Here is a 21,037-nt window from a genome sequence, read left to right as displayed (position 1 = left end):
TATCAAGGGTTTGAGCCTTTTTTTCATGTAAACATATCTCCAAAAATTTCTCATTTAAATACCAATTGGCGACGGATTGGCGACCAAAACTCTTGGTCGCCAAAAGAGCACAACTCTTGCTCGCCAAAAGAGCACAACTTCTATTAAGATATGCGATTCTATAAAAATTATTTATCACCTTTAATTTCTCTTATACTCCAGTGTTTTTGGAGTTTTTCAAGAGCGTCATCTGTAATATTATTTTTTTGGATGGCAAATACAGATAAGTATACTGCCCTACTCATTGCCACATATAATAAATTTCGGTAAGTGAATGAATAGCTATTTTCATCGGTAATACCATATTTATTAAATAATATATCTGTAAGAGGACCGTTAAAATTGACAATTAGAACAGAACGTAATGTCTCACCCTTAACAGAATGAATTGTATAAATGTCATCGAGGTCTGAATTTACGTCCTCATCTACAGCAATAGAAGTATTTATTAACTCTTCAATTTTCGAAAAAAATCTATTATTTATGTTTATTCCTCTAATTTCTTTTTCAAACAGAATTGTATTTATTATTTCTTTAAGGATAATTTTTATTGGATCAGTAACCCCAAATTTTAACACATCAATTAGTACACTATTCAATTCATTAATTTTTTCATGATTATTAACCCATTTTTTAATATCACTAAAACTTTCATTATGAACTATACTAATTTTAGTGTAGATAAATTCTATTATTTCCCGTTTTAATTGAACAGCAAGTGAATCAGATTTTTTTGATTTTTTTTCAGTGTAATTTACTCCTTCTTTTATTTTTGAAGCCCAAGCTTTAACTAATACAAGGACTTTATCTCCAAACTCACATTCTCTAAACGATTTATCGAGAAGATTGTGTTCTTTAATTATTCTTATATATTCCGGATAAATATCTTTTTCGTTCTGATAAATTAAAGCAATAGGTTTGAAGGAGCGTTTTTCTTCTTTCACTTGAATATTAGCCTCAGGCACTATCATATTTAAAGGTTGAGAAATTTCCTTGCCAAAACGATTGGTTAAATTTAATTCAAACACTATCCTCTCATCGTATATCGGCATGGGCTGGTTATACATAATAGTTTGATAAGGATCACCTATCATTTGTATTACGTTTTCACCAGTGTCAAAAATCTTATTAATAAGCTCTAAACCTTCAAGAGTTGTATCTTGAAATTCATCTATAAACACATATTTAAAACGTCTTTGCAATAATTCCCTATAGTATTTATCACTCGAAAATTTTTTCGAAAACAGAAATGTATCATCATACTTTAAATAACCATTAATTTTACGTGTAAGTTGTGCTTGCAAAATATCAGACTCATACTTTTCAAACTTATCCCACCCACTAGAATTTAATACTTCAAATTTTCCAACCGATTCATTAAAGATTAATTTACTGTCATATACTCTTTTAGCAATAGCTTTTCTTATTTCTTTTTTAGACTCTTTCTTTAAATAGGAATATTTACGCGCTAAAAAATCCTCGTAAAACTTTATTTCAGCGGTCGTATCTTCAATAAAATAAATGGAATCCTTCTTGAGTTGCTTAAAAAAAGGGATTACGCAAAATTTATTGAAAAATTCATGAATTGTTCCAATAAAATGGGGATGAGTTACAATACCAACTCCTGCTCTTTGCAAAGTATTATTGATTTCTTTAACACCTACATTTGTATAGGTAATAATACAGACTCCATCTTTAATTTTCATTTTATTTATATACCTAAATAACAAAACTAGTTTTGCTGCTAAAGCTGTAGTTTTTCCTGCCCCTGGTCCAGCAATAATTATTTTCTTCTCAAAAAGTTCAATAAATTTCCTTTGCAGTTCATTAAATTTTCCATCACCCAATAAGATACTTTCTACTAATTCATATTCTTTTTCATCAAACTGCAACATCATCTCCTCCTGTTACATGTTTGATTGCTTGTACTAAATGCTTTAATGATTCGTCTTCTAATAATTTATTTTTAAAATTTTCCTTATTATCTATAAGTAATTTGGAAAATTGTTGGGCAACAATAGATTTAGATATTTCTTTGTTCAATAAAAAGGAATATATTTCAGTCGCTCTTACAGCTTTATCATCAATTTCTGACCAAATTCCCTTTTGTTTCACTTTATAACTCTCTGTAACGTAATTTATCTTTAACAATAAGTCTTCAAATTCTTCATACAAAAAACTACTAGCGATAGAATGTTCTAATGTCCAAGGTCGAGAAATAAATACTTTCGTTTGTTCAAAATCATCAAAGTATCTTTCTCTAATTTGTCTCTCCCGCTCTTGCTTATATTCATCAAAACTAGGTTTAACAGTCATTAACAAAGCTTTAATAGATGTTGCTATCTCTTCAAATCTTTGTTTCTTTTCTTTATCATTAGTAATAGTTTTTTTTATTTCTTTTCCGTAGGCTTCTTCTGTTTTGCTTATTAAATCTTTAAATTGTATAAATATAGTATTATTTAAATCACTGCTTAAATCATCAATATCATACAGTTCAGCGATTTTTCTATTAACCTCTTCATTAATTTTTATATAACAGGGCTCCCCATAATATTCTAAGGGTTTTAAATCTAGATCCGTAATGATAGCAATAGGAAAATTCATCTTTTTATTTTGGTCTGACCTTAAAAATATAGATGAATATCGTTTAAATGCTAAACTACCTACATTAATTATTGAGGTACCATATTTATGTAAAGGCCTGTCAATAACTTCTGCAATGGCTGGCAATAATAGATTTTCTGCGTCACCTTCTACAAAAATAACTCCTCTTGCAAAAAACAAGTTTGCTTTTGTTGCGTCTAGAAATCTTTCTAAAAATTCATAGTCCTCATTTTCCAACATAGTCTGACCTTGTTTCATCGGAAACGCCTGATTATTGTATACAAAGATTACATTTTCCAATGAAACAGAGGCGGCTAAAATTGGACTATGTGAAGTAAAAATATATTGAATATTTGTTTCCTCAACATTTTTTTCAAAATGTTTTATTACACGAAGTTGTGCTTGTGGGTGTATATGTGCTTCAATTTCTTCTATTAATGCAATCTTCGGTCCAATTTCAGTTTCACTTAAAAGTAGAAGTTCAACAGCCATAAATAGTAAATTTGAACTCCCTAGTCCTGTGCTTGTCTCTCCTAGATTCATTTCTAACTTTCTCAATATTTCCGAAAAGTCCATTTTTCTATTTCTGATTTCAGGTACCTTTTTATTATTTTCCTCAAAAAATTGGTCAACAGTAATACCAATTTTGCTTAAAACTGGCTCATTTAGAACTTCCTTCAGTTCATCAAAAGCAGTAGAGAAGCTCCCGATAACTTTTTCTTTTTCTGCGCTATCCTGAGAAAAATCCTTTAAACTCTTGATAACTTGAGCAATTCTCGATTTATTGCCTGGGCTTAATTCTGTATTTGCGTCCCGCAAAGGTTTCAAATACGTAACTGCTAATAATTGTCTGATAGAATCATCCATTGCCATTTCAAGATTCTCTGGTCCCGCTTTAACACTTCTCTTAATTTTTTTCTTCATATTAATGTCTTCATATTGTTCTGCTTCTAAAACAATGCGAAATTCTGATTTTTGTGATTTAATCGTTAACCATTCATAAAAATATGACTCTTCTCTTTTACTTAATCCACGAAAAACACACTCAATTTTTAATAAGGAACTTCCATCATGGAAATCTAACTCAGTTACCCAATTTATATCATTGCTATTAGTACCTAAAATCATTTTAATTGCGTCAATAATCGCGGTTTTTCCAGAGTCATTTTCTCCAACTAATATATTCAGACCTTCTTTAAATTCAACTTCAATTCCAGCTTGACCATTAGGACTTTGACCAAACTTGCGCCAATTCCACAATCTAACACTATGTAAGTACATTAATATTCCCCTTTCGAACTTTACTCACACAACATATTTTACCATTAATTTACACATCTCTCCTTATTATTCGAATTTTAGTCCTCATAATATACCTATACTTATTAACCACACTCCTATGAATCTTCTAATAAAATTCATAATTACCTCATAAAATTAAGAGAAGTAAAAAAGCACGTTTTGAAAATTCTCAAAACATGCTTTCTAAGTTCTTATACTTTTATTGAAAATCTTAGCGGAAACCCATCCTACTTTGAATAGTTATATATGAAACCAAACTAACATTGGATATTTATGCTTAATTACTGGCGACCAACGATTTTTATGTGGTGGTGACGAGTGGTGGCAATGGCGACCAAATTGGCGACGAAATATATCAAGATAGTATCTAGTCATTTTGAAAACTACGAAAATCTGGCTCTCACAACCATGCTCGATATGATTAGGTACTAACTTACTATATTAGTATACCTAATTTGCCCTGACACATTCTTGACAGGGTGGGGGTCGCTGGTTCGAACCCAGTCGGGATCATACTTTTCAAGAAGGCTTAAACCTAAGAGTATCAAGGGTTTGAGCCTTTTTTCTGTTTTTCGTTAAATGTCCGATTTTTCCTGTATATTTATACATTGCCCAAAGACTGCACAAAAGCTGCACACGACACTGCACGATCCCCGTCTTTCCATGGGTTCAGCTGTCTCCATTATTTCCGTTAAATCCAAAATGTTCACCAAACCGATCCGCTGTCCGCTTCTGCATTTCCTCATTGTATAGGAATAGATATCGAGTGTTATCCCAACTCTGGCATGTCCCAGACGCTCACTAACCACTTTCGGATTCTCACCCATCCTCATTCATATCGTTGCATGAGTATGTCTGAAATTGTGGAATGGCATATAAGGAACCTTCGCTAGTTTGATTAGACGTTCTTTGCCTTGGTCTGTGCTATTATTGATGGTATGTTAAATACAAACCTATTTTTATAAAAGTATACTATTATATGTCTTTTTATGAGCTCTGGTATAAAGAATTACTTCGGAATCACTTAGCCATTCTAATTTTTTCATATAATAACCTAATTCATCCAAATCAGGCTTTGTTACGGCAATCTCTTTAGTCGCTATTATTTGCTTTCTTCTATCTTCTACAATAAGTGATACTTTAAATTCATTTAAATCTAAGTGAACTAATGGATAAGCTAATTTCCTTTTATCAGGTGATAGCTTTCCTTTCCACGCTTGAAAAGTATGTGTTAATTTTTTTTCATACATTCTTTCTATTGATTGATCAACCTTCTTTATATCCCAATCCTTAGATTCAGCTAAATAAGTCATCCCCCTCTGCAAAGCTAACGTTAATATCTTCTTTTTACCAAAGTCAGTTGCTTTATTATACTTTGATAAGTCTAAAGGTAATTGAACATCATAACTATTTTTAGGGACCAGAACATCGTAGCCTTCTTGTTCTTCTTTAATGACCCGGACATTTTCATAATCACCACATTGAAAGAAAATGGCTTTACAATCTTCTGTTTTAAATTTCTTACCTAGATACCATAAAAACATTTCAGTTATACATATTGCATCTGTATATATATTTGTTTTATCACTCTCATCTAATAACTGAATATCATTTAAAAACAAGTACATCCACCTCTTTATACAAAAAATAATTTAATTTACATTTTCCCATGGTCTGGAATGCTTAGACATTCGCTTGTTTTTACTAGCTTTCTTAACAGCCCTTACTTTTCCTCTTTCCCATTCATAAGTTAAACCTTTAATTGCATTAATTTTGGCTATTTCATTTTTATCTGATGTCATTATATAGCACTCTGATTCATGAGAATTAGTTGCCAGCCAGTCCTCACCTTCTTTAAAAAATGATAAATCTTCAGGTAAGTCAGGGAAAACCCAACCAAATAAAGAATTGGATAGTTCCAAGACTGTTTTTTTGCATATTCATCTGTGGAAAAATAATATACTTTTGCAGTTTGATTATCTCCTAAAATGTTACTTGCCCATTCAGATTGCTCTTTCATAAGCTTAAATGATGGATCAAACTTTCGTAGAATGGGGGCAAACTTAGTTAAGTCTCCCATATCCTTTCTAAGAACTAAATGCCAATTCAATAAGCTCACGGTATGTATTTCCAGACGGATTCTTTGTAATTTTGAACATAGATATTACCCCTCACTATTTTTTGAAAAGAAGAATATACCTAACCCCTTCTTCCATTTATTTAACCACATATTTACATTAAATTTCACTACTTCTCTATGATTCTTAACTAGTTGTTATACACTGGTGATTCTCTCAAAGAATCAGTTTATTAGTAATATTTTGTCTCTATACAAAACGATTAAGCAGAAGGTAAAGTAAATATATAACCTTTCTTTTTTGATACATACTTATAAAACAAATTTACAATATAGCTGCTATCCTATCCAAAACCTACATGAAAGAAGGAATGCAAGATGGAGAAGCTTGAAGTGATAGTGGAAATGAAAGAGGGAAACCTGATTCGTCTCTATGCCAATAAAGTATATGATACTTTAGGAGAGACCTATCACGGGGATATCTTCACGACAAAAAATGAATTGTTAAAGCATTACCCAGATTGCGAAGTGATGAATGGATATGGGTTAGCAGACCCGCAAACCAGCCTTTTAATCTCCGGAATAAATGATTGGTTTGATACGATTGAAGAAGCGGTGACAACACTCCAAGCATTACATCACAAACAAGAGCTGGACGCTTTATACGAGGCAACAGCAAGCTATTATAACCTGCTCAAATCAAACACTAATTTAGCAAGGATAATAGAAGAACTGGACAATCGTGATACAACATCATTCCCCGAAAAAGTAATTTCATTATATATGATTACAGGGTTCGCAAATGATTGGTTCCCAGATGAAATCGCAGAAGATAAACGGCAAGAGGTCAAGAATGTACTAGATCAAGCTTATATGAAATGCTCAAACATTGTAATGGCACATCAACAAGCAAAGAAAGCTCAAATGATGATCACGGCAACAGAATACCTGGGTCTACGCAGAAAATTTTATTCAAAACATTAAAGAAAGCAACTACAAATTATGATGTAGTTGCTTTTTTTGCGTTAAAACTCATTTAAAACTAAAATATTTATCACTTCTTCTGTTGTTCGATGCTTTTCTAGCATCTACATAAATAGTTTCATTAAATATCCTAAGAAAATACCCACGATCGCGAAATCGGTATCGCCAAATGTTGTACCTTCAAAACCTAAGTCTCCTAAGACCGGTAGTAATAATGCTGGCAAGAAGCTGATCAGAATACCGTTAACAAATGCACCTAACATAGCTCCTCTTCTGCCGCCGGTAGCGTTTCCGAATACACCAGCTGTTGCTCCGCAAAAGAAGTGTGGTACTAGACCAGGAACAATTACTTTCAAGCCAAATAACGGAAGTAAAAACATACTTATAATACCTCCGAGAAAGCTAAAAATAAAACCAATAATGACTGCATTTGGGGCGAAAGGGAACACCACTGGTACATCCAATGCCGGTTTAGCATGAGGAACAACTTTGTCCGCTACCCCTTTGAAGGCAGGAATGATTTCTGCTAATAATAATCGAACACCCGCTAAAACGATATAAACACCTGCAGCGAACGTGATTGCTTGGATAAGGCAAAATACAATAAAGTTTTGACCGCCGCTCAACTCATTTTCAATGTAAGCTGGACCAGCAGCAATCGAAACGATAAAGAACATAACTAACATAGTTAAGGAGATTGCTACGGATGTATCTCTAAGGAATCCTAAACTTCTTGGCACTCGAATATCTTCTGTTGACTTAGCTCTATTCCCTGCTCCTTTACCTACTAATCCAGCAACCCAATATCCGAATGAACCAAAGTGACCGATCGCAATGTCATCATTACCTGTAATCCTTCTAACAAAGGGCTGTAGCAGGGCTGGACTTAAAACCATTAATAATCCTAGAATAATAGACCCAATTATAATTAAAGCTGCTCCATCTAGTCCGCCTGTCGATAATACGACTGCTAACAAACAAGCCATAAACATAATATGGTGTCCTGTTAAGAATATATATTTAAATGGAGTGAAGCGAGCTAAGAGGATATTAATAATCATACCTAACAACATGATTAAAGCTGTTTCAGTACCAAAAGCATTTTGAGCCATCGCAACGATCGCTTCGTTGTTCGGGATAACACCATCTATATCGAAGCCCTTCTCTAACATTTTTCCAAAGAAATAGAGTGAACCCGTAATGACAGTTGCACCAGCACCAATAATCAGGAAGCCCATAATTGTCTTTAATGTTCCAGATACAACCTCAGTAGCTGCTCTTTTCTGCAGCAATAAACCAATCAGAGCGAATAAACCAACCAAAATCGCCGGAGTACTTAATATGTCTACTATCAAATCCATGTTATATATCCTCCAGATGTTTTTCTAAAACAGTTTTGATTTCTTCGACATTGAATAAATTAATGAGCGGAATGACTTTCCTTCCATCTCCCTCTAACTGCTCCATGATTTCAGGTGAACCAATATAGTAATCTACTGTCTCCGCTTTGGCGGATGTTAAATCGGTATGCCCTACTTCTGCCTCCCGATTCATTTCACGCAAAGCTTTCTTTACATTCATTTCTGCAATAAAACTACTTCCTAAACCGTTCCCACATACAACTAATATTTTCATCTTGCTGCCTCCTATTGTATAAATGAAAATAATTGCTCTAAAAAATCATCTTTGGATTTGGAATGGATTAGTTGTTTCACATTCAATTCTTCACCTAAGACAGCTGCCAATTCAGATAGTGCTTCTAGATGTGATTGATTATCCACCGCTGCCAGTACAATAATCAGCTGAACCTTATGGTGGTCCTTATCCGAAAACCATACAGGTTCTTTCATAACTAGAAAGCTTAATCCCATCTGTTTTACACCAAATTCCGGTCTTGCATGAGGCAAAGCAATGTTTGGGCCAAGTACATAATAAGGACCTAGTTCCTTCGTATTACTGATTATTTTATCTACATAAGTCTGTTCAATAGAATCATTTTCTATCAAGGGAGCAGCCGCTAATTGAATAGCTTCTTCCCATGTATTCAATTGATCCTTGAACTGGATTAGCTGTGTATTTAAAATCTGATCTAACAAGACCCACCCTCTCTCTAAACTTTCCTTCATTTATAATTCATTCATATAAATCTACTTGTAGATTTATTCCCTCTATCTTTTTGAAATTTATTTTTAGGACATCATGTTAATACTCCATATAATCATCTACTACCTGAAAATTAACGATAATGCAGACATAAGTTTCATCTTTTTCTTTCAAATGTCTTGGAAAAATAGAGAATGATATTTTTGCTTCATAAATAAAAAAAGCCAGTCTTAGACCGGCTTTTAATTTAATGATATTCATATTATTAATAGTTTACTACTTAGCAAAAATGCTTATTCTACTTCTCCTTCAAAACGAATCAATGGGCAAGTAGTCCAATCATAGTTCTGCACTTCTTCCCACGTTTTAAAATAAGCTTGCAATGATTCTGTGATCATTAAGTTGCAATATTCTTCTTTCTCGTGGAAGACAAAGATGGGTTTACCAATTGAATAAGCTAACCCAATCTCAAACATTGTCCCAGAATCTGTTTCATCATATATCGCGAAAATGAGATCTGCATCTTTTACATGGTCTACATCATTCTTAAAAACTACATCTCGCCAAGGCTGTGTATTATACACATATTCCTTAAATTGATGCTCTCTTGGACTAAATACGTCAAAGCCCATATTTCGCAGAACTTCTTCTGCTTTGGAAAGTCGCTGTGCCTGATTATCGTTAAACCAACCACTTGCTAAATAAATCTTCTTGCCTTTTAAATTCATGTTGTCCTCCGCAAAACTTATTTTTTAACAGAGGAATTATAGTTGAATATGAATCAAATGACAAGCATTGATCAACTACTAATTCATATATATATATTGGAAAAATCACTCTACTATTCATAGATTGTCCTGAAAAAACTTCTAATCGGCACTGGCTTGGTCGAAGATATGATCAGCTAATTGAGTAATAATTACCGTTGTTCAATGAGTTTTTATTTATTAATAGTAAATAAAACTCGCTATAATATAGTAAATATAAAATAAAAAACTAATTGTAATTAAGAATATAGAACAAATATTTATAAAAGTTGAATGTCCTCTCCTTTTAACTGAACGAGAGATAAGATAGAAAAGAACTTGAATCATCAGCTGTGCACAAAATGTTATAGAGATATAAGTTTTTAATAATCCTTCTCCTGGCAATCCAACATCACTCTATCCGGTTGAAACAGTAAAATTTAAGAGTCCTACCACCATTAAGCATATCAAAATATGTAATAATATGATAAAAAAGCTACCCCTCTCCTTCAATTTAAAACTCCCCTATTCACCATTTAAACAACTTAGTTCATGTTTATACCACTTACCCTTTTAATATTCTCTCTACCACATAGTCCAAAAGACATATTCCGATGGTTCTATTGTTCTTATCCCACTATTGATAAGGTTGGAGTTTTGCATTCTAGAAACATAATAAATTATTTTTTTCACAAATTAGACAAATAACTTGAAATAATTAGAATTATCGGTGATAATCAATTTATTGATAGTGTCACTATCAAAAATGGCAAAGGGGATGATTTTTTGTCTAGTAAAATACCTACTAATTGGGACAAAGAAGTAGATGTAATCGTTTTAGGGACTGGTGGCGCCGCTTTGACAGCTGCTGTGGCCGCTTCTGAAAGCGGTTCCAAGGTTCTTGTGTTAGAAAAGACCCATCAAATCGGTGGAACAACTGCTTTTTCAGGTGGAGTTCCTTGGATTCCACTTAATCATTATATGAAAGAAAAAGGGTATGAAGATAATCGTGAAGATGCTATTAATTTCATAAAACGCTTAGCACTTGGCCGAGCAGAAGATTCTATGATTGAAACTTTTGTAGATAAAGGACATGAAATCATTAAGTTTTTAGATGATCATACTCCTGTCAAATTTGTTTCTCCAAAATCTTATCCAGAATATTATGCACGTATGGATGAGGCATTAAAACATGGGACACGTTCATTAGACCCTGCTCCATTTGATTTAAATGAAATTGGAGAATGGGGTTCATTAGTCCGTCAAAACCCAATTTTCCCTCCTCTGACATTAGAAGAAGGCGGAGCCGTTGGAGGAATTGACTTCCAGTTAGTGGCTGAGCGTATGCAAAATAATATTGTTACTATGGGTCGCTCATTAGTCGCTTCTTTATTTAAAGCATGCTTGGATCGCGGCGTCGAAACCTTAATCGAAACAGCTGGTAAAGAGCTAATTATGGACGAGGATGGACAAGTAGTCGGAATTGTCGCTGAAACAAAAGATGGAGAAATTTTACGTTTCGCTGCACGCAAAGGAGTAATTCTAGCATCAGGCGGATTTGAATGGAATAAACAATTAGTCAAAGCCTTCTTAAAAGCTGAGTTCACTCATCCAGTTACCCCTCCTGGTAATGAAGGAGACGCACTCTTAATGGCTATGAAGGCTGGCGCTGCACTTGAAAATATGAGTGAAGCATGGTGGTATCCAGCAATGGTGGATCCAACATTTGAATATGAAGATAATGTAATGGCGCAGCTAGGTGGTGGCCGTAATGGTCCAAACTCTATCATCGTGAATAAATACGGACGCCGATTCGTCCATGAAGGAACAACCTATAACGATATGCCAAGAGCCTTCTTTAATTATGATCCAGTAAAAGTAGAGTTTCCAAACAAAGGACCAAACTGGATGATTTTTGACCAACAGCTAAAAGATAGCGAACTCATTATTACTATGGCACCTGGTGATCCTGCACCTGAATGGGTAGATCAAGCTGATACTATTCGCGAGCTAGCTGAAAAAATTGGTGTTGATCCAGACGGTTTGGAAATGGAGATTCAAAAATGGAACGAATATTGTGAGCAAGGTGAAGACCCTGATTTCCACCGCGGTACGATACAGTTTGAAGCCTTAACAAATGGCGGCGGAAGTCCTGAGAAAAACCTAGGCAAAATTGAAAAAGGTCCATTTTACGCATTACCTATCTATTTAGGTGCACTCGGTACGAATGGCGGACCAAAAATCAATGAAAATGGACAAGTTGTTAACTTTAATGGTGAACCAATTAAAGGTTTATACGCTGCCGGAAATGCTTCAGGAAATCCACTTGGCCCAATTTATCCAAGTGCCGGCGGAACAATCGGGCCTGCTATGGTATTTGGCTTCTTAGCTGGACAGCACGCAGCCAATTCATAATAAAAAAACAAAGACTTTCTTAGATAATGACTCATTTGCGTCAATAACCATATAAAACAACCATACAGAAACGGGAAGGTGCAGATCATGCCACAAGGAACACATACAGTTGAAGTACCATTAGATATTCAAACAATTTGGGAATTTGTTCATGACATGAACAAATGGGCTCCACTTGTTCCAGGATATATCGACCATGAAATTTTAAGTGAACGCCAATCTACTTGGGCATTCAAGGGTGACTTAGGGTTTATGAAAAAGACAGTTAAGCTCCAAATCGATATTAAAGAATGGAATGAACCATCCGAAGTAATTTTTGATCTAAAAGGTTTGTCTGATAACTTTAATGGCGGAGGCTATTTCCGTGCCGAAGTCATTGACGAAAAGACAACTAAAATGTCAGGACATCTTGATATCACTGCTGGCGGTATGATGGGTGCAATGGTCAATCAAATACTAACCAAATTTGTTCCACAGACAGCACAGGAACTAACAGATGCAATTGTAGATAAATTACTTGAAATTAATACAGTAAAAAAATAATAGAAGCGATCTACCCATATATAAAGTTCTATTTAGGATTGTTTATCATAAAAAGATAGAAAAAAAGACGTGTAAATTACGCGTCTTTTTTTCTTCTTTCATAGTTTGAAACCATGATGACAATATTTATTGTGCAGTATTTTATAAGAAAAACTAATAAATCATACATCTCAAATAACGGAACCCTTATTACTTCCCTTTTTGTAAGTATGATAGAATTATATCCTTTACTATAATTAAATTTTCCTTTTTAGGAGCAGAGATAAAAACATCCTCTGGTATTAAAGAATATAATGAATATTTCTTTACAGCAGTTCCGAACATATTCATGATCGTACTTATAATCACTTCATTGGTTTGTGAAAGCTGTATGCTTCCATCCTTCTTACCTTCATTAATAATTTTTAAAATTATGCCGCTAATTTTCCCGTAGGCCTTATGTATTTCTTCTAGCAATCCAACTTCAATTTGGATAAATGCAATATAAACTTCGAAAGCTTCCAAAAGTTTTGATGATATGCTATTTTCTTCGTTTATATACATAATATAAGCAGTTAGCACGTCATCCATTTTTTCTATACCCGTTTTGTTAGATTCTATAATTTTCTCAAAAATTGGTACCTGTTGTTCTATGACTTCTTTTATAACTTCAATAATTAAATGCTCTTTTTTCGGAAAATAACGAAATAGAGTTGCCACACCTACACCAGATTCATCTGCAATTTTCTGCATGGTTGTTTTTTCAAAACCATGCTCTGCAAATAATTCTTTAGCAGCTTTAACCATCCTCTTGCGTCTCTCCAATTTTTTATCCATTTCATCACCCACCAAACAATATTATACTACTTTTATTAAAAGAAGGCCGTTAGTAGGTTATATACACTCCATAACACTATGCCATAAAGTGTAATAACAACTAGCTTGAAATGTTTAATTAAATGTTGAAACAAGCAGTTCAGAAATAGTCGAAAGTGATGAGCAAAACATCCCCTAACTGAATAACGTATTTTCAGAAGGAGGAATATAGCTTGAAAAAACTGATTCTTTTTGCTGGTCTTGTTGGTCTGTTGGTTGCTTGTGGTGAAGAAGAGGTAGTTAAGCCGAAGGGAGAGCCTAAAGAAGAAGTTCCTGCAGCAGTGGAACCTAAAGAGGAAGCTCCCTCAGTAGAAGAGCCTAAAGAAGAGGCACCTGCAATTGAGGAACCTAAAGAAGAAGCTCCCCCAGCCGTGGAGCCTAAAGAGGAAGCCCCTCCCCCAGTACAAAAGGGGTCCATTGACCCTCAAGTCGCTCTGTCAATCCTTCAAGACGCATACCAAGGAATTGCCAAGGTGGAGTACAACGCAGAATTAAAAGCCTTCCTGATTCTGCCGACCGATCCGAACTTTATTGTGGAAATGGAAATGATTTTAACCGGTAAAATGTCGAAGGACGACTGGAACTATCTGGCTGACTCAATAGCTAAACTTAGTGGTGAACTGGGACCAGAATACCTTGTGTTCCTGCTCAACCCTGCAAATCCAGATAATTATATTCTAATGGCAGAGAACGGAGTCATCAAATACGATGCACTTAATGAGGATGTAAAGAGTCAGGATAAAGCCCTTTAACTCTTTAGGACATAGCAACAGATTACTGCATAGTAATTGGTATACAGTGCTTGAAGATATACCGAATATACACACCAGTTAAGAACCTGTTTTTCTGATATTCCACGTTTTATACTGAATTACCGTGAGTAACCGCAACATATAACTTCTGGTTTAAGTTACTTCACAGATCTTACATGATGATACAAGATAGTAGAAGAAGACCTCTCCAAAAAAATGACCCCCAAAAGTTAGAATCCAACTTTAACTTTTGGGGAGATCCATCAAATAGCAATATAATTTCATTTTTATAAATTCTTTATTGTTCTACATTTTAGTTGTTTGATTATACCGTTTATCTCTTCAAGTTTATTCCCCAAAATAATGACGTGCTTTATTTCTACTCCCCCTGCATAATTCGCTGCAGGACCTTATCCTCCAATAACGTTAACTTATTGTCTGTAAATTGTCGCGGTCTAGGTGCATCGACTTTTACATTCATTGATACATAACCATCCTGTATAAGGATTATCCGGTCTGCCAGACGAATTGCTTCTCTTACGTCATGAGTGACGAGTAAAGCAGTAAATCCAATTCGTTGCCAGAGGGTTTCGATTAAATTTTGCATTTCCATCCTTGTAAATGCATCAAGAGCGCTTAATGGTTCATCCAGCATGAGCAAAGATGGTTCATAAATGAGCGCACGCGCTAAAGCGACACGTTGTTTTTGTCCTCCTGATAATGTAGACGGCCATTGATCCTTGAACGATAATAAGCCAACTGCGTCCAACACTTCCTCTGCTTTTGCTTGCCAATTCCCATCAAGACCGAGCCCTACATTATCAACAACGTTTTTCCATGACAACAATCTTGAATCCTGGTACATCATCGTCACATTGGCAGTTGATTGATTGGATGCTACTCCATTAAATAGCAGTTCTCCGCTTGTTAAAGTCTCTAGTCCTGCGACAAGTCTTAAAAGCGTACTTTTTCCACTTCCACTTTTCCCAATGATGGCTACAAACTCTCCTTTTTCAATGGTTAGCTGTATATTTTTTAATACCTCTTTGTCACCGAATTGCTTGCTAACATCATTGATTTCAATCTGAATCGCCTGATCATTAACTATTTCTTTCTGACTCTCCCACTTTACAGCTGCCAGCTTACTCACTCTTACCACCTCCTCCTTCATTTGTTGTAGCTTATGTTCCACTTCAGCGCTTTTTTCTCACCTAATTGGGCAATGATATCTGCCAGTTTACCCAGTAACGCATAGATTACAATACTTAATATAATGATATCCGTTTGCATAAATTCCCTTGCATTCGTTGCTAAATAGCCAATTCCTACTTGTGTTGGAATTGTTTCAGCAACGATTAAGGTTAACCACATTACACCGAGAGCATATCGTAAACCAACGAAGATGGAAGGAAGTGCACCAGGCAGAAGAATTTCCTTAAATAATCTCCATCCCTTTAATTTATACATTTTCCCCATTTCAACTAGTCCTGGATCCACATTACGAATGCCGTGGAATGTATTAACATAGACAGGGAACAACACACCTAATACAACCAGAAATATTTTTGCACCTTCGTCAATTCCCAACCAAACAATGACGAGCGGCAATAATGCTAAGTGCGGTATATTGCGTAGCATTTGAATGCTCGTATCTGTTAAACGATAGGAGCGATCTGAAAGGCCATTAAATATACCAAGTGCAAAACCGATTAGTCCGCCAATCACCATCCCAACAACAGCGCGCCCTAAGCTTGCCCCAATATGAGTGACCAATTCACCGCTCGCGAGTAACTCCCAACCACTAATTAATACACTGATAGGGGCAGGAAAAAGGGAAGCATTAACAATTTCTAATCTGGCGACGACTTCCCAGACAATCAGGATGATAACTGGAATAATCCAGGGCTCAATATTCCTAACTATTTTATGATTCATTGTCTTCATTCCTTTTTAGTTGATTGGCATATCTTTAGAAACATCGAGTTCTTTCGGTATCAAACCAATTTCAAAATATTTATCAGCTTGTTTTTGCTGTGTATCCACAATCTCCTGAGTTAATTTCGTTGCTCCGAATGTTCGACGATCCAACTGCTTTTTCACGATCTTTTCGTCAATCCCCAATGCCTTGGACATAATCTTGACTACTTCATCTTTATTTTCATTTGCCCATTGGTCTGATTTATCCGTAGTTTCTAAAATAAGATCAACTAAATCTGAATGCTCTTTCGCAAAGTCTGGCGTTGCATAGTAGAACGTACGATTGGGATATTGATAATCCACGTTTTCTGTAAATGTGATCGTATCTAATTCAACTTCAGCAGCAGCAAAGAATGGGTCATAGGATGCCAAAGCATCCACTTTTTTCGTTTCAAAAATGGATCTTCCCTGCGCAGCATCCTCCGGATATACCCACTCCACATCATCAACCGACAGACCGGCCTTTTCAATTGCCAGTACCGCTAAATAATGATGATTACCACCTTTTAAAACCCCTATCTTTTTTCCTTTTAACTGTTCAATCGAAGTAATCCCTGATTCCTTTAAAACCATCAATCCAACACCTTCAGGATTTGGTGCATCTGCCCCTACATATACAAGTGGTTTACCGGAGGCTTGAGCAAAGATTCCGGATCCGTCAGCAGCGTGTCCATAGTCAATGGCACCGGCATATAATCCTTCTAACAATGTTCCGCCATGTGTAAACATTTCCCATTTCACTTTGTACCCTTTTTCTTTCAAGGTATCTTCCAGATAGCCAGATTCTTTTAAAATATGTAGTGTATTCCCTTTTTGATAGCCGATCGTAATCTCTTTATCTCCATTTTTTGAAGCGTTACTTGAACTTTCTTTTCCGCATCCAGTGATGAATAATACACCAACCAGTAATAGAATTCCGATTAAGTAGTTTGATGTACGCTTTTTCATAGGTCCCCACCCTTATCTTCATTTATTTTGAAAATCTATAGATTGCTTTTGAAATTTGGACCTCTTCATCCTGTCCGGCACCGCTAAATTGGACTAAAAATGGCTTTTCTCCTCTTTTATTTAAAATGTCGGATACACGGCCTTCTCCATTCGGGCTAAATAAAACAATATCTCCACCCATTACATGCAGCCTTTTTCCAGTAGCATTCAATGAAGAATCGATAAAGGTTTCTCCTTCCTGCAAATCTAAATATTCAGCCCATTTTTTCGCTGTTTCATCATGCTTTTGAACAGCAAATCCTACGTATGATAAATGAATGTCACCTTTTTCATGCTTTGCGATGACAGATCGATCTTTTAAATCCTGTTTGCGTTCTTCGTCTTTTTGATCCCATTCAATAAAGAATGGTAAATCTAGTTTTGCTCCCTGTTTCCCTGCGTATAATAGCTTCCAGCTGACCACACTTCCATCGGGTCTTTTTCGACTCATCGGGTGCGGCCCATATACATCCAATCCATGTTGACGAAACCTCTCCGCAACACTTTCTAAATCATTGGAACGCAGCGCGATCCTTGATAATCCTTCTACGAATTGATCGTTCTTCAATGTTTCCCTTAAGCTATATTTCATACCAGAGGAAGATACTACTGCCTCTTTGTCATAAACACCGATCAATTCTATGTAACTTAAATCAAAATAACTAAGAGAATTATATGTACCTAAACTCTCATGCTTACCGCCTTCAACAGCGTGTAAGCCAACATCGCGAAACTGCTCTATTGCCTCTACTGGGCTATTAACAAAGTGAACAAGATGGTCAAATTGAAACATAAATCTTCCCCCTAGTCTGTTACTAAATAATGATTAGCTAATTGTAGAAAAATACGGCTTAACTGCAGCAATGCCTTTTCATCAAAATCAAATCGCGGATGATGGTGAGGGAACTGTGTTTCTGCCTGTTCATTATGTGCTCCAACATGGAAGTATGCCCCTGGTCTCTCTTCCAGATAATAAGCAAAATCCTCAGCTCCAAGGACGATGTCTTTTTCAACAAAGGCATCCAAAGAAATCGTTTCTTTTACTAATTTTTCAATTAATAAGGCTTCCTCTTTATGATTGACCAGGACTGGATATCCGTGGATATACTCTAATGAATACTCAATTCTATCAGCAACCTTCATCCCATCCAGAATGGCACGAATTTCGAACTCGATTTGTTGACGAACATTCGAGTTCATAGCGCGAACAGTTCCTTCCAAAACGGCCGAATCTGCAATAATATTAAAGGCATTTCCAGCATGGAAGCTTCCAACCGTTACAACAGCCGGTTCAACTGGATCAACACGGCGGCTGACTATCTCCTGCAGATTAGTAACCAACCTGCTCCCAATTGCTACAGTATCAATGGTTTGATGCGGTCTTGCACCATGCCCTCCTACCCCCTGCAAGGTGATTTTAAATGCGTCAACAGATGCCATGACAGGACCCGGTCTTGTTGCTATCTTCCCCACAGGCAAATCAGTCGCAAGATGCCCACTAAAGATGAAATCCACACCATCCAAAGCACCCTCTTCTATCATAAATTTTGCACCGCCTGGTGGCTTCTCCTCCGCATGTTGAAATAATAAAACTACTTTCCCCTTTAATTGATTGCGATGATTGTTTAATACTTTCGCTACCGCAAGTAAAGCCGATGTATGTCCATCGTGACCGCAAGCGTGCATGACTCCGTCAACACTTGATTTATACTCAACGTTCTTTTCATCATGGATTGGTAAAGCATCAAAATCAGCTCGGAAAGCAATGGTTTTTCCCGGATGATTGCCCTCAATAACACCGATCACTCCATTTCCTCCAACCTGCTCCTTCACGTTGATCCCAAAGCTTCGCAGCTTATCTGCAATGAATTTAGCAGTGTTGGACTCTTGAAATGACAATTCCGGATTTTGATGTAAATATCTCCTCCAGGAAACCATTTCCTCAAAATCTTTACTTAATTGGTCATAAAATCGTTCTGTCATTTGAACACCTCAAATACTGCTTAAATTTTTTAAATCCGAGCTATCAAATTAATGATTAAGAATAATCTTACAATTTATCCAAACATTACGTCAATAGTCAATTCCAACTAATTAGCTATGTTTTGTATGAATTATTGTTATTACTAATAATCGAAGAATTAATAATTTATAACCTAAAGCTCACTCTTCTGTATAATTAAGGTAATATGCGTTCTGATTATAAAGGGGTAGGTGCAAAATATGAATATAAAAATAAACGAATTAATTGATTCTACCAGAGCTAAATTTGGTTTGGATAATTATTATTTGAAACGACATTCATTATCTCGCAAGTTAAATATCTTAAATGAGACGGTATATTTTCTTGAAATGGAGTGGTTTCCTAATCATGTGGAGGAACAAGAGGAAGAAGAACTTAACCCTGAGGGCACAGCAGTTATTGAATTAGATATTAATAGCCTAAGATATGAGAGAGTAATTTTTGTAGGTGACATTTCTTATGCAAACGGCTTTAGATTTACTGAAGTTAATAGAGACACCGTTGTAAACTGGATTGAACAAGAAACTGGTTTGTCATATGGGAAGCACTTTAAATTGCATAAAGAAGAAAATGGGGAATTTAACTTTGAAGCATTCTTTGAAGATATATATTTTTCTCCCTCGGGTCATATTAAAGTGATTGTAGATCATAATGGTAACCTCACCCTCTACTCTAAACATGGTCTATTTCCACCCAATGAAATGATAAAGAAAGAAGTATACACACTATCTCTTGAATCAATAGAACACCTTGCATGGAAACAATTAAAGTTACTCAATTTCCCATCCTTTGAATCGGAACAACTCATCCCCGTTTATGGCGTGGAGGAAATTTATGTTACAAATGAACAGAAATCTGTAATCCCATTAGATTTCAACAAAGATATGAGACCCTTAGAAATAAATAAACCTATATATTGGGATGAACCCAACCTCAAACCATTTGAAAGACAGGAACTTAAATTGAGTTGGGATGTAACAATCGAGCAAGCAATATCCAATGAGCAGAGCCCGGATTCATTCCCAATTAGTAAAGCTGAGGAAGAAAAATGTATAGTAGGGGTCACTGAATTTTTGCGCCAGGTATACTCAAATGAAACAGGAAATTGGAGACTGAAAACTCTACACCGTGATCAAGGATACATCCACGCAATATTACGATTAAATCAAGAAGACACTAAATGTGTTTTTCATAGAAAGCTTATGATTATTTTTGATGCGAAGAGTTTGCAAGCTATTAATTACATGGATAATCAGCCTTTTATTGATCAATTTGGTCATTTTTCTTGCTCAGAAGAAGTTTTGGTCAATAAAAACGAAGCTTATCAAAAAATTAAAGATCATTTTGAGCTGACACCTCGTTATGTCTTTGATTCTCAGCAAAATAAATATATATTATGCGGACTATTAGATTGTCATTATGGAGTACGCGCCTCGAGCGGGGATATTATCTCGTTAAATGATTTGTAAGCACAGTAACCAAATAGATAAATCATTGATATAAAAAATCCGCCCATCGTTTAAATTGGCGGATTTTACTTTTGCTTATGGGGTGGAATCTTTGTAGATTTTTTTTGAATTTTTGTTGTAATTCCCAATTTATTTCCTTTAGTTCACTCTCTACTTTTATA

General features: G+C 35.4%; 21 protein-coding genes. 5 read left to right on the top strand and 16 right to left on the bottom strand.

From position 1 onward, the window contains the following. Positions 1–167: 167 nt before the first annotated feature. The 6 genes from AC4BHA_RS03990 to AC4BHA_RS03965 form a co-directional block, all read right to left on the bottom strand. Positions 168–1,931 (bottom strand): UvrD-helicase domain-containing protein, encoded by a 1,764-nt coding sequence (locus AC4BHA_RS03990; RefSeq protein WP_490558200.1) that lies wholly within the window; start codon positions 1,929–1,931, stop codon positions 168–170. Next, a complete protein-coding gene (locus tag AC4BHA_RS03985) occupies positions 1,921–3,924 on the bottom strand; it encodes an ATP-dependent nuclease (protein ID WP_490558199.1) in 2,004 nt (667 codons plus the stop codon). The genes AC4BHA_RS03990 and AC4BHA_RS03985 overlap by 11 nt, the downstream gene beginning before the upstream one ends. 596 nt (positions 3,925–4,520) lie before the next feature. Continuing rightward, positions 4,521–4,772: a hypothetical protein gene (locus tag AC4BHA_RS03980; RefSeq protein ID WP_490558198.1), complete on the bottom strand. Its 252-nt coding sequence runs from the start codon at positions 4,770–4,772 to the stop codon at positions 4,521–4,523. Between the two features lie 132 nt (positions 4,773–4,904). Beyond that, positions 4,905–5,567, bottom strand: a complete 663-nt coding sequence (locus AC4BHA_RS03975; protein ID WP_490558197.1) for a hypothetical protein — start codon at positions 5,565–5,567, stop codon at positions 4,905–4,907. 30 nt (positions 5,568–5,597) lie between these two features. Continuing rightward, a complete protein-coding gene (locus AC4BHA_RS03970; RefSeq protein WP_490558196.1) occupies positions 5,598–5,747 on the bottom strand; it encodes a hypothetical protein in 150 nt (49 codons plus the stop codon). Then, entirely contained in the window at positions 5,747–6,064 is a 318-nt protein-coding gene (locus AC4BHA_RS03965) for a hypothetical protein (RefSeq protein ID WP_490558195.1), read from the bottom strand. The genes AC4BHA_RS03970 and AC4BHA_RS03965 overlap by 1 nt, the downstream gene beginning before the upstream one ends. A 336-nt stretch (positions 6,065–6,400) precedes the next feature. On the opposite strand from AC4BHA_RS03965, the gene AC4BHA_RS03960 reads away from it, so the two are divergent. Next, positions 6,401–7,006 carry a hypothetical protein gene (locus AC4BHA_RS03960; protein WP_140461181.1) on the top strand — a complete coding sequence of 202 codons (606 nt, stop codon included), beginning with the start codon at positions 6,401–6,403 and terminating at the stop codon, positions 7,004–7,006. Between the two features lie 104 nt (positions 7,007–7,110). On the opposite strand, the gene ulaA is transcribed toward AC4BHA_RS03960, so the two are convergent. From ulaA to AC4BHA_RS03940, 4 genes are all read right to left on the bottom strand, one after another. Beyond that, positions 7,111–8,367: a PTS ascorbate transporter subunit IIC gene (ulaA, locus tag AC4BHA_RS03955; protein WP_066101224.1), complete on the bottom strand. Its 1,257-nt coding sequence runs from the start codon at positions 8,365–8,367 to the stop codon at positions 7,111–7,113. Position 8,368: 1 nt separating this feature from the next. Then, positions 8,369–8,641: a PTS sugar transporter subunit IIB gene (locus AC4BHA_RS03950; RefSeq protein WP_066101225.1), complete on the bottom strand. Its 273-nt coding sequence runs from the start codon at positions 8,639–8,641 to the stop codon at positions 8,369–8,371. A gap of 11 nt (positions 8,642–8,652) precedes the next feature. Then, on the bottom strand, positions 8,653–9,102 hold the full coding sequence (locus AC4BHA_RS03945; RefSeq protein WP_181161978.1) for a PTS sugar transporter subunit IIA: 450 nt from the start codon (positions 9,100–9,102) through the stop codon (positions 8,653–8,655). A gap of 300 nt (positions 9,103–9,402) precedes the next feature. Then, a complete protein-coding gene (locus AC4BHA_RS03940) occupies positions 9,403–9,837 on the bottom strand; it encodes a nucleoside 2-deoxyribosyltransferase (protein WP_066101231.1) in 435 nt (144 codons plus the stop codon). 804 nt (positions 9,838–10,641) lie between these two features. On the opposite strand from AC4BHA_RS03940, the gene AC4BHA_RS03935 reads away from it, so the two are divergent. Both AC4BHA_RS03935 and AC4BHA_RS03930 read left to right on the top strand, forming a co-directional pair. Then, complete coding sequence (locus AC4BHA_RS03935) at positions 10,642–12,270, top strand: FAD-binding protein (protein WP_175354222.1); 1,629 nt, start codon at positions 10,642–10,644, stop codon at positions 12,268–12,270. A gap of 87 nt (positions 12,271–12,357) precedes the next feature. Continuing rightward, the gene (locus AC4BHA_RS03930; RefSeq protein ID WP_066101234.1) at positions 12,358–12,813 is read left to right on the top strand and encodes an SRPBCC family protein; all 456 of its coding nucleotides are present in this window, start codon (positions 12,358–12,360) and stop codon (positions 12,811–12,813) included. 189 nt (positions 12,814–13,002) lie between these two features. Here the strand turns inward: AC4BHA_RS03930 and AC4BHA_RS03925 are convergent, their stop codons facing one another. After that, on the bottom strand, positions 13,003–13,629 hold the full coding sequence (locus AC4BHA_RS03925; RefSeq protein WP_066101237.1) for a TetR/AcrR family transcriptional regulator: 627 nt from the start codon (positions 13,627–13,629) through the stop codon (positions 13,003–13,005). Positions 13,630–13,841: 212 nt separating this feature from the next. On the opposite strand from AC4BHA_RS03925, the gene AC4BHA_RS03920 reads away from it, so the two are divergent. Next, on the top strand, positions 13,842–14,420 hold the full coding sequence (locus tag AC4BHA_RS03920; protein ID WP_139891394.1) for a hypothetical protein: 579 nt from the start codon (positions 13,842–13,844) through the stop codon (positions 14,418–14,420). Positions 14,421–14,799: 379 nt separating this feature from the next. Here the strand turns inward: AC4BHA_RS03920 and AC4BHA_RS03915 are convergent, their stop codons facing one another. Genes AC4BHA_RS03915 through AC4BHA_RS03895 form a run of 5 tightly spaced genes read right to left on the bottom strand, consistent with a single transcriptional unit; the run spans position 14,800 to position 19,367 of the window. Then, positions 14,800–15,570 (bottom strand): ATP-binding cassette domain-containing protein, encoded by a 771-nt coding sequence (locus AC4BHA_RS03915; protein WP_490558194.1) that lies wholly within the window; start codon positions 15,568–15,570, stop codon positions 14,800–14,802. 17 nt (positions 15,571–15,587) lie between these two features. Next, positions 15,588–16,355, bottom strand: a complete 768-nt coding sequence (locus tag AC4BHA_RS03910; RefSeq protein ID WP_490558193.1) for an ABC transporter permease subunit — start codon at positions 16,353–16,355, stop codon at positions 15,588–15,590. A gap of 15 nt (positions 16,356–16,370) precedes the next feature. After that, positions 16,371–17,345 (bottom strand): aliphatic sulfonate ABC transporter substrate-binding protein, encoded by a 975-nt coding sequence (locus AC4BHA_RS03905; RefSeq protein ID WP_066101248.1) that lies wholly within the window; start codon positions 17,343–17,345, stop codon positions 16,371–16,373. A 22-nt stretch (positions 17,346–17,367) separates the two neighbouring features. Further along, complete coding sequence (locus tag AC4BHA_RS03900; protein WP_066101251.1) at positions 17,368–18,177, bottom strand: VOC family protein; 810 nt, start codon at positions 18,175–18,177, stop codon at positions 17,368–17,370. Between the two features lie 11 nt (positions 18,178–18,188). Beyond that, positions 18,189–19,367 carry a M20 metallopeptidase family protein gene (locus tag AC4BHA_RS03895; RefSeq protein ID WP_066101254.1) on the bottom strand — a complete coding sequence of 393 codons (1,179 nt, stop codon included), beginning with the start codon at positions 19,365–19,367 and terminating at the stop codon, positions 18,189–18,191. A gap of 240 nt (positions 19,368–19,607) precedes the next feature. On the opposite strand from AC4BHA_RS03895, the gene AC4BHA_RS03890 reads away from it, so the two are divergent. Then, positions 19,608–20,876: a hypothetical protein gene (locus tag AC4BHA_RS03890; protein WP_490558192.1), complete on the top strand. Its 1,269-nt coding sequence runs from the start codon at positions 19,608–19,610 to the stop codon at positions 20,874–20,876. The last annotated feature ends 161 nt before the right edge of the window (positions 20,877–21,037 follow it).

It is taken from the genome of Pradoshia sp. Z3_51 (assembly GCF_058215915.1).
The sequence above is the reverse complement of the archived record's forward strand: the minus strand, read 5'-3'. Positions and strand labels throughout refer to the sequence as shown.